The 14,322-nt window shown below is 55.0% G+C and carries 12 protein-coding genes; 5 read left to right on the top strand and 7 right to left on the bottom strand.

Translation table 11 applies throughout. The features are described from left to right. Positions 1-59 precede the first annotated feature (59 nt). Positions 60-926: a squalene synthase HpnC gene (hpnC, locus tag SH528x_RS34015; protein ID WP_442507863.1), complete on the bottom strand. Its 867-nt coding sequence runs from the start codon at positions 924-926 to the stop codon at positions 60-62. A gap of 216 nt (positions 927-1,142) precedes the next feature. Between hpnC and ispH the strand changes: the two genes are divergently transcribed. Further along, positions 1,143-2,090: a 4-hydroxy-3-methylbut-2-enyl diphosphate reductase gene (gene ispH / locus SH528x_RS34010; protein ID WP_442507862.1), complete on the top strand. Its 948-nt coding sequence runs from the start codon at positions 1,143-1,145 to the stop codon at positions 2,088-2,090. Between the two features lie 84 nt (positions 2,091-2,174). Next, complete coding sequence (locus SH528x_RS34005; protein ID WP_442507861.1) at positions 2,175-2,924, top strand: hypothetical protein; 750 nt, start codon at positions 2,175-2,177, stop codon at positions 2,922-2,924. 131 nt (positions 2,925-3,055) lie between these two features. On the opposite strand, the gene SH528x_RS34000 is transcribed toward SH528x_RS34005, so the two are convergent. Beyond that, positions 3,056-4,375 (bottom strand): 3-keto-disaccharide hydrolase, encoded by a 1,320-nt coding sequence (locus SH528x_RS34000; RefSeq protein ID WP_442507860.1) that lies wholly within the window; start codon positions 4,373-4,375, stop codon positions 3,056-3,058. Continuing rightward, the gene (locus SH528x_RS33995) at positions 4,368-5,483 is read right to left on the bottom strand and encodes a sulfotransferase family protein (RefSeq protein ID WP_442507859.1); all 1,116 of its coding nucleotides are present in this window, start codon (positions 5,481-5,483) and stop codon (positions 4,368-4,370) included. Before SH528x_RS33995 ends, SH528x_RS34000 begins: the two co-directional genes overlap by 8 nt. Positions 5,484-5,921: 438 nt before the next feature. Here SH528x_RS33995 and SH528x_RS33990 point away from each other — a divergent pair, with 438 nt between their 5' ends. The 3 genes from SH528x_RS33990 to SH528x_RS33980 all read left to right on the top strand — a co-directional run bounded on the left by SH528x_RS33990 (position 5,922) and on the right by SH528x_RS33980 (position 9,615). Then, the gene (locus SH528x_RS33990; RefSeq protein WP_442507858.1) at positions 5,922-6,278 is read left to right on the top strand and encodes a MazG nucleotide pyrophosphohydrolase domain-containing protein; all 357 of its coding nucleotides are present in this window, start codon (positions 5,922-5,924) and stop codon (positions 6,276-6,278) included. Positions 6,279-6,304: 26 nt separating this feature from the next. Continuing rightward, entirely contained in the window at positions 6,305-8,599 is a 2,295-nt protein-coding gene (locus SH528x_RS33985) for a hypothetical protein (protein ID WP_442507857.1), read from the top strand. A gap of 77 nt (positions 8,600-8,676) precedes the next feature. Next, entirely contained in the window at positions 8,677-9,615 is a 939-nt protein-coding gene (locus SH528x_RS33980) for an ABC transporter ATP-binding protein (RefSeq protein ID WP_345683381.1), read from the top strand. Between the two features lie 13 nt (positions 9,616-9,628). Here the strand turns inward: SH528x_RS33980 and SH528x_RS33975 are convergent, their stop codons facing one another. The 4 genes from SH528x_RS33975 to SH528x_RS33960 all read right to left on the bottom strand — a co-directional run bounded on the left by SH528x_RS33975 (position 9,629) and on the right by SH528x_RS33960 (position 14,293). Next, positions 9,629-10,114, bottom strand: coding sequence for a hypothetical protein (locus SH528x_RS33975; protein WP_442507856.1), 486 nt, complete (start codon positions 10,112-10,114; stop codon positions 9,629-9,631). Beyond that, positions 10,107-10,367, bottom strand: a complete 261-nt coding sequence (locus SH528x_RS33970) for a hypothetical protein (RefSeq protein WP_442507855.1) — start codon at positions 10,365-10,367, stop codon at positions 10,107-10,109. Before SH528x_RS33970 ends, SH528x_RS33975 begins: the two co-directional genes overlap by 8 nt. Before the next feature lie 191 nt (positions 10,368-10,558). Further along, positions 10,559-11,608, bottom strand: a complete 1,050-nt coding sequence (gene holA, locus SH528x_RS33965) for a DNA polymerase III subunit delta (protein WP_442507854.1) — start codon at positions 11,606-11,608, stop codon at positions 10,559-10,561. Positions 11,609-11,812: 204 nt separating this feature from the next. Next, entirely contained in the window at positions 11,813-14,293 is a 2,481-nt protein-coding gene (locus SH528x_RS33960; RefSeq protein ID WP_442507853.1) for a hypothetical protein, read from the bottom strand. Positions 14,294-14,322 lie beyond the last annotated feature (29 nt).

Raw genomic sequence — 14,322 nt, 5'->3', positions numbered from 1 at the left:
GATGAGACAAGTCCACGCGGGCAATGAAAACACGGGCGAGTCAGGACGAAATTGGTTTGCTAACGGCCGATCAGTGATCGCAGTATCAATCCGGCCTGAGTTGCCTTGCTCACTCGCGGTCGCATTCGGATCACGTCGAAATCGATCGCTCGAATCGCCTCGAGCGTCGCCCTGCCTCCGCCGACAATTAGTCGCAAGTTGCGTCCCAACCATTTTGGAACGTGGTCGCAAAGTGGCTCGCCGCGATCGAAATAGGTTCGAGCTCGATCGCATTCGGCTTTAATCAGGGCTTTTAGTTCGGGCAGAGTCGACCGCTGCTGGATCATTTCGGCAAACATATCTTCACTCACCCCCCACGTTCGAAGTTCGGATTGAGGAATATAAATACGGCCAATCGCGTAATCCCGGGCCACATCTTGCCAGAAATTTGCTAGCTGCAATCCAGTGCAAATCTGATCCGACCGTTCCAGGTCCGCCGCGTCTGTGTCGGCGGCCGCCAATTTCAGCACGATCCGGCCGACCGGGTTGGCACTGCGGCGACAGTAATCGAGCAGTTCGTCAAAGGATTCATAGCGGGTTTTCTGTTGGTCTTGGCGAAACGCGTCGAGTAAATCGTCAAACGCCTGTTTTTCGAGCCGGAACTGCTCGATCGTATTCGCCAAGGCTGTGAAAATGCCGGCTGGAGGATGGCCTGCGAACGTGGCGTCCAGCGATGTTTGGCATCGCTCAAGTGCTTGTAGGGCTAGTGCCGGGGTGGCCGACTCATCGGCCAAATCGTCGGCCGTTCGGCAAAATGCGTAGACGTTATAGAAGGGTTGCTTCAGCCGGCGAGGCAGCAGCACGCTGGCGACCAAGAAATTTTCGTAGTGCGAAAGGGCGATTCGCCGACATTCTCGCTCGGCTTGTTTGACGGAGTCGCCTTTCATAACGCTATCGGGCCATTGCAAAAATCGATGGGCATTCGTCGTTGGGAAAAGCGATTTTGTAACACTTTTCCCCCATCTCGGCTCTGCCAGATTGTAGAGGGGTTTCCAGATGTCGCCATGATGGGACAATTATTAACAGAGCGGATCGGTTTCCCCGAAATCCCTCGCTTCCTTTACCTGGCCCCCTCTCGCATTTTCTGACGTCGTTGGCATTTCATGAAAATCATTCTGGCAGCACCGCGTGGCTTTTGTGCTGGCGTAAATATGGCGATCGATTCTCTCGATTTGACGCTGCAGAAATTTGGCCCCCCCGTCTACGTCTATCACGAAATTGTTCACAACCAATACGTGGTCAATACGTTTCGCGACAAGGGCGCCGTTTTCGTCAATACGATCGAAGAGGTTCCCGAGGGTAGCGTGTTGCTATTTTCGGCCCACGGGGTATCGCCCCAAGTACGTGAAGCGGCTCGGGCTCGCAACTTGAACGCATTGGACGCCACCTGTCCGTTGGTCACGAAGGTGCATCTCGAGGCGATCAAGTATGCCAAGGCGGGGTACACGATCATCTTGATTGGGCATGACGGTCACGACGAAGTGATCGGGACGATGGGCGAGGCTCCCGAGGCCATCTTGTTGGTCGAGGACGAAGAGGACGTCGATAAGCTTGAGGTGAAAGACGAGTCCAAGCTCGCTTATCTGACTCAGACCACGTTGAGCGTCGATGATGCTAACCGAGTGATTCGCCGGTTACGCGAGCGGTTTCCTCACATTGAAAGCCCACCGAAAGACGACATCTGTTACGCCACCCAGAATCGTCAGGAAGCGGTTCGGATCCTTTCGGACGATGTCGATGTGGTCGTCGTGTTAGGTAGCCAGAACAGCAGCAATAGCCAGCGACTGCGTGAGTTGGCGGCCGACGATGGCAAACCGGCATATCTGATCGATGGGCCAGCGGATCTATCGATCGAGGACTTCAGCAACGCGTCGACCGTGTTGATCACTGCCGGCGCCAGTGCTCCGGAATCAGTCGTGCAAGCGACCATCGATTGGCTGGTCGAGCATTTTGATGCGACGGTCGAGGTCAAGCAGATTCGCGAAGAATCGGTCCAGTTTCCGCTGCCTAAACCGCTGCGTGCCTTTGCCGCCGAAGTACGTGCCAAGTAGTACGCTCGACAACCATTTGATTTGAATATCGAATGGTGTTCTCACCCGTTCATTCTTCACTCTGCGAAAAAGGAGCATGCAGCCATGTCGACCAAAGAACAACGACGTCAGAAGAAACTCGCCAAGAAACGTTCCAAGGAAATCGCGAAGCGAAAAGAGATCGCCCGAGAAAAAAATTCGCTTCAATCACTTGCGGGGCAGATCAAGGCGGCTGCGGGCGGGCCCGTCGATCGTTGTTTGATTAGCGACATGCTGATGGATCCTGGCAGCAAGTTTGGGTCGGTTTTTATTAGCCGCAAAATGCGTGATGGACGCGTTGCGATCGTGAAGTTCTTGATCGATGGGCTGTGCCTGGGCGTCAAGGACGTCGCTGCGTTTGTTTGCTTCCCGGCAGACCAAAGCCGGATTGTCGAAGAAATGAGCGAGTCCGAGCCGATGAGAGAAGCTTCGCCCGCGAAAGCTCGCAGTCTTGTTGAGGGCGCGGTTGCGTACGCCGAGCAGTTTAAAATTGAACCGCATGCTGATTATCGCAAAGTCGAACCCATTTGGGGTGACATCGATAAGAGCGGATTTACCGAAGAGCTTGTGTTTGGTGACGAAGAAGGTAAGCCTCGCTACGTCAATGGACCGTACGATTCGGTTCTGTTCCAGCAACAGATTCGTGAGAAGTTGCAAACGCACGCTGGTGAGGGCAACTACAACATCGTCACGATGATGAGTGAGCCGGATATGGTTCCCTACGACAGTTTGGTCGAAGGCGAAGATTGGAGCGACGACCCCGAGTTAGACGCCGACATTGATGAAGATGTCATCGATGGCAAAGTCATTAGCTAAACACGCAAGTCACCCAGACAATTCCGTAGTGGATCTTGCTAAAGATCCGTCGCAAAGGGATCTTTAGCAAGATCCACTACGCCCGGTTATTGGATTCGACGAACCTGAGATCGGGAAAGGGGCACCGGCACTTACTTACCGTAGCTTGTGATTTCGATTTTCTTAAGCTCGGCCTCGGTGCTTGGATCGTGACCTTGGATCATGATCGTGCCTGCCTCGAGCCGTTTTCCCTTGCGTGGGTTCTCGTCGGGCTCTCGGTCGTCCTGCCAATTGCTGACTTGGACTCCGTTGACCCAGGCGGCCATTTTTGCATCGTGAGCGACCAACAGGACGGTAACCCATTTTCCCGCTTCACCCGCGATAACGCGTGCATCTTGACGACGAAAAATGCCGCCGGTTCCGCAGTCTGCGGGCGACAGCGGCATGCCGTCTTTCATCTCGTTACTCAGTTGGCACTCGTATCCCATCATCTCGAGACCGGGGATACAGCGAAAGAAAATCCCCGAGTTGATTTCAGGTTTGGGGAGTTTGTATTCCGCCAGCAAGACGAAATTGTCGTAGCTTTGTTTTGTTTCGATTTGGCCTTTGCCGCCTTTGACCTGCATCACTCCCTCGTCATTAACCGTGTATTCGGTCTTCATCTCGGGATACTTTTTCCACTGCGAAAGGTCTTTGTCCAGCAGTGACTCGAGGCCGATCGGGCGGAGCCGGATGTTGCGAAATGCGACTCGGCCGTGATTGTGTTGCAGCCCGATGCGTCCAGCGGCTAGCGGCGCTGGATCGGTGTATTCACACGCCAGTTTGCCGTCGACGCTGATCTTCAGCTTGTCGCCATTGAGTTCGATGTGCATCGTTCGCCACACACCAAACGTTTGTTCCGGAGCATCCTCGGATACCTTCTGGCGTTTCACGACTCCGGCGGTCGGGTAGGGATTGTCGTCCGGCGTTATGTTGACTTCGTAACAATCGGTGGCGGGGTCGTCGATCTCAAGTGGCGTACGAAGAAACACGCCGCTGTTGGTTTTCTCGTCGGCATTAAATTCAAGCGTCAGTTCATAGTCCTGCCATGGAATCGAAGTGCACAGCAGCGACGATTGGCCCTGGTCCACGGTGATGGTTCCGTCTTCGATACGCCAGTTTGCGTTACCTGCGATTTCCCAGCCAAACAGCGTGTGCCCGTCAAACAAGCGAATCCAGCCTGCAGAGGCCTCGGATTCATCGAGTCGAGCGGCAAGTAACTGTTCCGCATTAGCTTCGTAGGGCTGAGGCGCAAAGGCGGCTTCGGAGCTGGGCTTGCCGGGATCCGCTGCGTTTTCTGCCCCAGCGGCTTTTTGTTCCGTCGCTTCGTTGTCCGCTGACCTCTTGGAACTGCATCCCGATACGATCACGGTCACCAGCAGTAGCGAGAAAACGGAAATGCCGAATCGCAAATTCGTAAGCAGTTTAGACATAGCCATAGCGTTCAAAATAAGAGGCCCAGCGCGATCGAATCAAATCGTCCGCTTCGGGCGACAGTTGGTGTTGGTTGGTTTTGTAATCTTTGTGTTCGGTTTCTACCCACTCTTGGATCGTCGGTTCGACCGCATCAAAGTCGCTCAGTCGCAGCGTTTGGTAAATGTTTCGTAGCGTGCCTACCGGATCGGCGGTGAGGTCTTCGTAACGAATGTCGATCAAGCGGTCGGGCGAGACCGATTCGCGTTGCTCATGAAATGCCTCGTACATTTTTTCCAAGCACTCGACAACGTAGGGTTCGATCGCTTCGTTTTTTGGTTTTTGCAGTGCTTGGACTTCGTCGAGTCCTTTCCATAACCGGCACGTCGACGGAAACAGCGAACGGGGGTCGCGAGAGATGTGGATAAATTTGGCTTCGGGGAATTCGCGAGCCAAAAACGCGATCCGCCCGGTGTGTGTCGGGCTTTTGATCACCAACGGACGACCGGTTGCGACGCTGACGTTCAGCAAAAAACGACGCAGCGATTTCAGCCAATGGTCGATTGCCGTTTCTTCGACCCCTTTGAAGCTGAGGTATTCGATATCGACGGGGGCTTCATTGGGAAACGCAATCCGCCGATAAGGCGACGGTAATCCCATCGTCAGCAAAGCAAATTCGTCTTCTTGAGGGCGGTCCCAGCCGGCCGCCATGTTGTCCATCGGTCGTTTGCCCGGCAACAACCAATTGGCAAAGCGTCGGAAAAACCACTCCGTAACCAAGAAATGGGCTGGGGCAAAGCACTGGAACGTCGATGGACTGCTCAAACGTTCATCACGCACCATCAGCTCGTGCAGCAGCGTCGTCCCACTTCGCCAATGGCCGATAATGAAAACGGGGGTGCCGTGCAGTTCGGCTTCACGCAACCGCCGCCGGAAAATGATCTTTTGCAAACCCCCCATGATGGTGTTGAAGGGGGTCGCGATGGTGACGCCGATGACGATTCCCACGCGGCTCGGTGAGATGCGGAAACGGCCTTCGCGAAGCAATCGGAACCATACCAATGGCTTCATTCCGTGCCAAAATCGTGGTGTATAGAACGGATATTGATGGAATGGAGTCTCGGACAACGAAATGGCTGTGAATAAATGAGGGAAGAGACGGAACCAAATCACCTCTAACACTGTAATTGTTTGGGGTTAGGCCGTGCAGCCGTCGAGTGTCGTCATCGTGATGCTTTGTGAAATTTTTCAATCCAACCGAGATCACGGCCAACCGAGATCACGGTCGGCTCGAAATCACCAAGATCGCTAGCCGGCATGGGGCCTCCCTCACGCTTTAGGTGGTTTCGGCTACAATCGCAACTCGTTTCCCATAAAGGTTCTCACGAACGCATCGCAGCTAAGCAGGTAGGCAGGAGCCTTTCTGTATATTAGCCGTTATGGCGCTAGCCACGGTTCCCATGCTCAACCGGGGCTAGCGCCCAAACGGCTAATGGGGTTTCACCCTGTGATTCCTGCCAATCTGCTTATTTCAGCTCGTCTCGCATCACAAACGGTTTCATCAAGTTGTCTGAAATTCCCCCATCCCAAGGCCCCGAGTCGACCGACTCTGCCGCACGAGAGCTCTCGATCGTCGATCTGCAGCAGCACATCCATCAGATGTATTACGAGAAAGATGTCGCTCGCGGCGTCGAGGGCACCTTTATGTGGTTGATGGAAGAAGTGGGGGAATTATCGTCCGCATTGCGGGGGAACGATCGCGAGAATCTTGCCGAAGAGTTTGCCGACGTGATCGCATGGCTAGCAACGATCGCAAATGTCGCTCAGATTGACCTGAATGCAGCGTTAGTTGCCAAGTACGGTCACGGTTGCCCCGGTTGCCACCGCTTGGTTTGTGAATGCCCCGATTCAGAAAAGCCGTGATTCCAATCAAGTTAAGTTCCGATTCTATGATTCAATCGAACGTTATCCGGCCTTGGGGGCTGTTGCTCTACGTAGGGTGCCTGTGCTTGTGCGTCGTGGCACCGCAATATGGGGTTGCTCAGGACACAGCATCGCCAACCAAAAAGGCAAGTTCCTCTCAATCCGCAAACGAATCAGAAGAGGCGTCACGCAAGGGGCTGATCATTGGAATCGATGGTCTGTTTCGTGTGGGATGCTGGACTGGAATTCGGCTCGAAGGCGAGCAAGCGGCTCCAGCCCGCGTCGAAACCGAAGATGGCGACGGTGTGTCGGTGAACTACGTTCGCGATCCCGCCGTCAAAGACGAGATGGGCTCGACATGGACCTATGTGATTCCTGGCAGCGAAGGGGCGCCGTTGATCGTCCAGCGGGCCGATGGCAGCAAAATCGTTACTCGATTTCCGCCGATCGGTTCGCCGTCACGCGAATCGTCGCAGGTGCCCCTCGGCATGCCTTGGATTGTTAGTTTTGGCGATCCGCTGGGCGTTCACGAAATTGGTGAGAACCGAATTTTGAAGCGAGATGCTTCGGTGGCCGTTTCGCAACCGACTGCCGCAGATCAGCTTCCCGATTCGGTGATGGGTTATGACGGGGTCGATTTGATTATGGTCGGCGCTGGCGGTGCAGAACTACTGTCCGCGCTAACTTCCGCACAGCAACAAGCCATCGTCGAATGGGTGCAATCGGGAGGGCGGGCCGTTTTGATGCTCGGCGATTCGCTACCAGAATTGGAATCGGCGGCACCATGGTTGCTTGATCTGTTGCCTGAGCCACCCAGTTCGCAGTGGTCCCTCGTGGAATTGGATCCTTCGGCGATCGAAACCTTTACCTCAACCCAGAACCCGCTGTCCCCGTTCATGGGTGCCAAACTTCCCAAGGGGGTGGGTGAGGTCATCATCACGGGGCGGACAACGCGCCGAGTCAGTACGCCGATTGCAGCAGAGTACATCGTGGGACTGGGCAAGATGACGGTGATCGCTGCCGATTTGCACACCGAACCTTTTGTGGATTGGCCGCAACGATTGGATTTGGTGCTCAGTTTGACTGGCTCGCTTTTGCAATCCGATGACACTCCCTTTGCCACGACAAATCGCTCGACTGCCTATGACGATTTGGCGGGCCAGATGCGGTCCACGTTGGACCAATTCAAGAGCCAACGCCGGTTCGGGTTTTCGCTTGTCTCATTGATTTTGCTTGGCTTGATCGCCCTGATTGGGCCGCTGGATTACTTGCTGGTTAATCGCTTGTTGGGCAAGCCGCTGCTAGGCTGGCTGACGTTTCCTTTGATGGCGATTGCGATTTCCGTATTGCTTGTGCTGCAGGCTCGGCCTGTAACGGATATGTCACCGCGTTCTTCTACCGAAGCAAGCGAGCAAGCGAAGATGGTTGCCCAGCCCTCTTCGTCACTGCATAGCAATCGATTCGAAGTTGTCGACATCGATTCAGAAAGTGGACGTGGAAAGTCGTTCACTTGGAATACGATCTATTCGCACGATGCTCGGCAACTCGATCTTGCGGTCACGCCAAGTCAGGCATTTAAAGGAATGTCGAAACGAATTGATTCAAACCTGACGTTCCCCTTTGGGTTTCCAGGACGCTCATTCGGAGCCATCCAAGTGAGTGGAGAAAGTGCTCGGTTGCCGGGCTACGAAGTATTGCTCGGCTCTCAGGCCGATGCGTTGACGAGTAAACTTAATGGCGTCCCCTTCGCTCCACGTAGCAGCAAGTCGATTGCCAGCCAGATGCGTTTTGTCGCCAACGTTGCCGAGGATTTGTCGATGCGGCGGCGCAGTGGCAGCGAACTGCTCGAAGGCTCATTGCGGAACCCTTTCCCGGTCGATGTGCTCAACGGAATGTTAATTTATCGGAATTGGTTGTATCTGTTACCAACACGATTTCCAGCAGGGACTGAAATTGAGTCGGTGGATTCACTGCGTCAAAAAAATTTCCGCTGGCAGCTCTCGCACCAAAAAGCACTCGAAAGCTCGACCGAAACCGAGTCGTGGGACCCTTCGTCCACCGCGAGTCTCGAACGGCTCACCGAGATGATGATGTTTCACGACGTGGTAGGGGCAGAGCGTTACACGGGTTTGCGACACGAGGTGCTTTCGTTCCTGGATCTCAGCGACGTGTTAACGAACGAACGTTGCATTTTGATCGGGAAACTTGCAAGTCCCGTCACGCAGTTGAGTGATCTGGGGCAAGGGAACGACATGATCGTTGTCGACGAAACCCTTTCCCTGATTCGACTGGTGATGCCAGTCAGTACGAAACGACGATAACCTAAAAAGCGGGCGTCCTATCCGGACGTCCGTCCATCTGTGATGGCAACCATTTACATCGAAAGCGAAGACAACGCGTGATTAAGACAGTTGACTTAACCAAAAAGTATGGCGACGCGTTCGCGATCAAGGGGATCGATTTGGATCTCCAAGCTGGTGACTTGTTCGGGTTTATCGGTCCCAACGGTGCGGGCAAGACGACCACGATGCGGATCATCGCCACGCTGCTTGAACCGACTTGGGGCGAGGCCTATGTGTGTGGTCATAGCGTGCACACGCAGCCCAAAGAAATCCGCCGCTTGGTGGGCTATATGCCCGACTTTTTCGGTGTTTATGATGATATGACGGTAGTCGAGTATCTCGAGTTTTTTGCCGCTGCGTACCGCATCAACGGCAAACAGCGAACCGATCGCGTCAATGAAATGCTCGATGTCGTTGACCTCGAGTTCAAACGCGATGCCTACGCCAACACGCTTTCGCGTGGCCAGACTCAGCGTCTTGGCTTGGCGCGTACGCTGCTACACGACCCACAAGTGTTATTGCTTGACGAGCCACTTTCGGGTCTCGATCCGCGAGCTCGTATCGAGATGCGGAATCTGCTTCGCAAGCTTGGGGAAATGGGCAAGACGGTGATTGTCAGTAGTCACATTTTGCCAGAGTTGGCCGATGTCTGTAACAAGGTCGGGATCATCGATCGTGGCGAACTGAAACAGAACGCCAAAGTCACCGAAGTCATCAAGATGGTTCGCGAGCATACCGTGCTGGTGATTCAAACGGCGCAACGCGAACAGATGGATGACGTCGCAAAATTGTTGCAAGGGCACGAAAAAGTGCAGGGCAGCGAGCCTGGCGATGATGCAATTCGCATCGTGCTAAAAGCAGGTGTGGAAGATTACAGCGATCTACCGAAGCTACTAATTGAAAATGGGATCGCACTGAAGCGGTTCAGCGAAGAAGAGCTTGATCTCGAGTCCGCGTTCATGGCGCTCACCAAAGGCACGAGCCGCCGAATGTAAAGACGGTCAACGATTACGACTCGCTTGACGGAAGGTTTTCAAGGTCAATTTTATCTTGAGGTCTCCCGGATGCTTGCTTCATTCTTCTTAACCAGTCAAGGCTAGCGAAACGTAGGGAGCCGCTCGTTTTGGCCGTCGCAAACAGCTCGTCCAAGGGTTCGCTCGGTAGGCCTGGAATGAAATCAAACAAGTCGAGGTAGCCAAGTTTCGTACTGAGCATCATCAGGTGTTCGCGGGCAATGTATTCGGGCGTGATGGCAACCGTTTTCTCGATCCCCGTTTCGGGGTCAAGCTCATTGCTAATCCAACATCCCTCTAGTTTGGATAGCACTTCATAAAGTGCTTTCACGCTTTCATCGGATCGTTTGAAGATAATATCGACATCTTGCGTGGCACGCGGGTAGCCGTGGTAGTTGACGGCGTGTCCACCGATGATCACAAACGGAACGTTTGCTAAGGCCATTGTTTCGGCAACGCGTAGCGGAGAATCATCATTCATCTTGCAAACCGCATTCACGTTTCATTTCAATCTCTAATCGCTTGACGTTCGAGGCTCGTCGCTGATGGTGGTTGCGTTTGATGAATGCTTCGACCGCCTTTGGATTGGATCGCATCGTTGAAATGGCAGATTGTTGAAGCTGGCGAGACAGAGCTAAGCACTCTTCCGGTGTCAGTGCGTGCATCTGCTTGCGTCGCCAAGCGTTCGCTTTTTCATTTACAGCCGATATGTGTTCGGAAGTTGGTTCGATCATCAGTCTTTTGAGCATTTTTAGAAATTAGAAAAGGCGTAGGGCCGGTTCCCACCGGCCGAGTTTTGAGTGGCCGGTGAGAACCGGCCCTACTTCCCTAATTCCCACTAATTTTAAGCAAGTCGATAGTTGAACTCTACGGATTCACACGACATGGCGGAAAAATCCGCGGTTTTGACACCCAAGCCGCAGCTTTACGACTTTTGCGGCGCGGCTTTGGCTAACCGCATGACAAGATGCTCGAGTAAGAATCGATCGCGTCCATCGGCGCTGTGCGTTCCTTTGAGCCTGAGGTCGGCGTCTAGTAGCCATGGCAGTAGCTGCTTGCCGCGAGCGCGACCGAGGCCTCGTAGTTGAGCCTTGGATTGCTGGATGTCCGAGGGCCGGTGGATCCCGGCCGACGCCAACGCGTCTTCTAATTGCACCGAACGGCCTTCGCGTTCGCGATGCTCGACCACCGCCGTTGCCATTCCTAATCGTCGCAGCGACCATGCGATCTGCGGCAGCAGTGCGATCGGCCGCTGACCGCCGCTCATTAGTTTGTCGAGTTGCAACAGAGCCTCGGCGGCGTTGCCCGTCGCGATCGCTTCGGTGATCTGCCACACCGTTTTGCCTTGCCAACCCGCCACGACATCGCGAACGAGTGGTTCGTCGATCGTTTCGCCAGGAGCTTTGTAGAGCGCCAGCTTGGCGATCTCGGTCTCGATCATCCCGATCTCTTCGCCCAGCATTTCGATCAGCGCATCCGCGGCTTCACCCGACAGCGTCGCGCCGTGCCGTTTGGCGACATAGTTGCACAAAAATTTGCGGCGGTTGGCTGCGGTGATGCCCAGCTTTTTGTCGGTGCTGGCGCTGCAGGCCACTGCCAGATGGTCGCCCGCAATCGCTTTGTACAGTTTGGTGTTCGACGCCAGCGTCGTCATCTCCATGACGAAGCGGTTGGACTCGCCTGGGTTGGCGGCGTACTTTTCCAGCTCAGGGCGATGGTTCGAGACGAACTTGTCGGCGTCGCGGATGATGATGGTCCGTTTACCATCGAAATCAAACAGCGATGCGGTTGCCAAATCGTCACGGAGATCCGCCCACCGAACCGATTCACCATCGAACGAAGTGACATCGCCATCGGAGGACAAAGCCGAAATGACCCACGTTCGCAGCGTGGTATCGGGACCAAAGACGGCTGCCACGCTGGGCAATTCCGCCGGTGGCTTCGATAACATTTCAAAGGCGTTCAGAATCGCCATCGGAGACTTTTTAGCGAGTGTTTCGAGTGGGGGCTGCCAGGGCTCAAGCCTAAAGACTGTACTTCGCAAACGCTACCGGTGGCAGAAGTTTGTCTGCGACCGAGTTTCAGATGCGACGGAGATGTGCCGCTCCCTAAATAGGCCGCTCCTCTTGATGACAGGCTGGAAGCCTATCCCACATCCTGACCGGAGAGGCATTGCCCACTAATTATACGTCGATTGGCTGCGAGCGGCAGTGTGCTCGTTGTCCGTTGGCAACGGGAAATTGCTAATCGGTTGGAAACCACGTATCCGCGCCCGGGGGGCCAACCCCTGAGTGTCGATGGGGCGATCCAGTATGTAGCTGCCCATGTTGCCCGCATTGTCGGTCGCGTCGATGCGTAGATACAGTTGACGTGGCAATTGAGGATCGGCAGGCCAGACGTAGTCGCCGTCGTTGCGAAGTCCCGCGGCGATAGTGGTCCAGGGACCTTCCACATCGTCGCTGAACGACAACGTGATCGGGCGAGTCATTAGATTGGCGTCGTCACATTCGTAGCGAATCACCAGCGAACCCGTCCGGTCGCCTTCGCCATACTGAGCCCCGCTGATTCGCACCATCGGTTTGCTCTGATCGACAACGACCACAATGTCCGGGCTCTCACCCGCTTGCGGTCTCGGACTGGTCAGTCCGTTGGAGCTGACGACGACGATGCGAAAACCAAAGACGCCTTCTTCTTTCGTTTCAATATCGAACGGACTGGCGTTGTCAGGGTCTTGGCCCCAGAACTTCCAGCTTTTGCCACCATCGGTGCTGCCATACAGTTCAACCGATTCGACGCCGACAAGGCCGACCGCTTCGAGTTCGTACTCCAAGCTGAATTGATTCGAGTCGCTGAATCGAGTGGGAACACGGCCACCGAACGTTGCCGAATCGATGCGAGATTGCAGGGCACGCTGAGCACTGTATCGATCGCTTTCGGTAGTTGGGCTGGCAACCGGTTTGGTTTGAGTTTGCTCGCGTCTGACGACCGCTGCAGCCGGACGTTTTTCCGGCGGCGCGGGGCGTATCGGACGATCGTTCTTTGCGAGTTCGCTCTTTGCGATAGGCCGCATTGCTTCCGCTGGCGTTTTCGGACGTGCCGCCGCAGTGGAGTTCGAACTTGGGGGCGATGTGTCTACGGACCCGGTTGCCGGAGCGAAAAGCGACGGACCACCGCTGAATTTCTGCTGCGACGATTTACGGTCCACTGTTCCGAAATCGCTGCTGACCTGCTCGGGCGTTGCGGGCTGAGGTAATTCGATCATGCCAGGACGCTGAGCGTATCGTGGCAACGGAAATGCGTTTCCAACCTGGCCAGCGACTTGCCCGCGAACCGGGTTACGTGGTACCGAAGTCGTTTGTGGCAGCACAAAGCCTGATGCGGCTGGCGGATTCGGTTGCGTTTGCAGGCTTGGCTGAGGCTGCAGACTTGGCTGGGCTTGCAGGCTTGGCGGAGTACTGACGCGACGCGGCGCCACGGGAATGGTCGGCACCGCTGGAGCAGTCAGCACAGGCACGTTCGCAGGCGGAATGATCCGTCGCTGAGTCGGTGTGCTAGGCGGCGTTCCGGTCAGCGGCGTCTGGGCAAACGCGTGTTGAGTTTCGCTGCTGGGTGTGTGGCCACGGAATTGATTCAGCGGGGAATCGCTGCGAAGCGAGCCATAGTTTGCGGCGATCTTTGGAACGTCGGTTTCGGGCTTTTTGCGATCCAGTTTGATGATCGGGCTCGATCCGTTTGTCGGGTCGCTCTCAGCCGGACGAATATACAAATTGGTCGACGAAGGAGGCAACGAAGCGGTACGGTGTTGAACCGAGATGGCTTTCAGCTGGGGTTTGGCAAACGGAGCAACGTTGGGCACATGACTGTCACGATTGTCGCTGGCCGCAAAGCGATTAGTCGGCAATGCAGCCAATCGAGGCCGCTGCAGTCGCTTCATTTGGGCGGTCTGGTTGCCTGCCGAGTCGACGGCGGTGACGTGAATCGATAGTTGACGCCAATCCTCTTTGGGAAGAAACGTGAACGAACGATCGGCGCCTGCGGGTTTGACGGGAATCAGCCGCCACTGGGATTCAACATCGCTAGCGTAGTAAATACGTGTGTCCGAAATTGCGGTGGCATCCTCGATATTCATGCTGCAGCGAACCGTGCCATCGGCATCGCCGTCGGCATGCAGCGTCATCAGCGGGCCAGTCGTGTCGACGATGACTTTCAATTGCGGATGAATTGGGCCTGCAGGGTGCGAACTACCACTGGAATCAAGCGTTTGAGTCGCAAACAGGAAGACGCCATCTTCGTCGCTCGAGAACGCGAACTCGCGGATCGTCGGTGGTTTTGAATCGAGGTGTTCCCAGCCCGAATTGCCTCCGCGATTGACGTACAATCGCACTTCCACCGGCCGCGAACCTGCGGTGTCAACGTTAAACGGGATTTTGAACGAGCGAGAATTGAGGACGGCAACCGATTCCGAGGCCGAGCTGACTGCGGAGACCGCGTAACTTGGCGGCAGTCCTTTAGCAGAACCAGCCTCTGTTGATATGATGGCGTCAGTGTTGCTCGTTTTCAGAGCCGGCGAATCGGCATGAACTTGCGGTGCTGCGATAGCAAATCCCGATCCGCTTACCGCGAATACCGCAGCGGCGATGGCTTTCTTGGCGGTATGCATCTTGTCGATCTGCCCTTAAACACGGAAAA

It is taken from the genome of Novipirellula methanifontis (assembly GCF_052161655.1).
Classification (GTDB): domain Bacteria; phylum Planctomycetota; class Planctomycetia; order Pirellulales; family Pirellulaceae; genus Novipirellula.
Note: the sequence above shows the minus strand (reverse complement) of the source record. Positions and strands in the feature narration are given on the sequence as shown.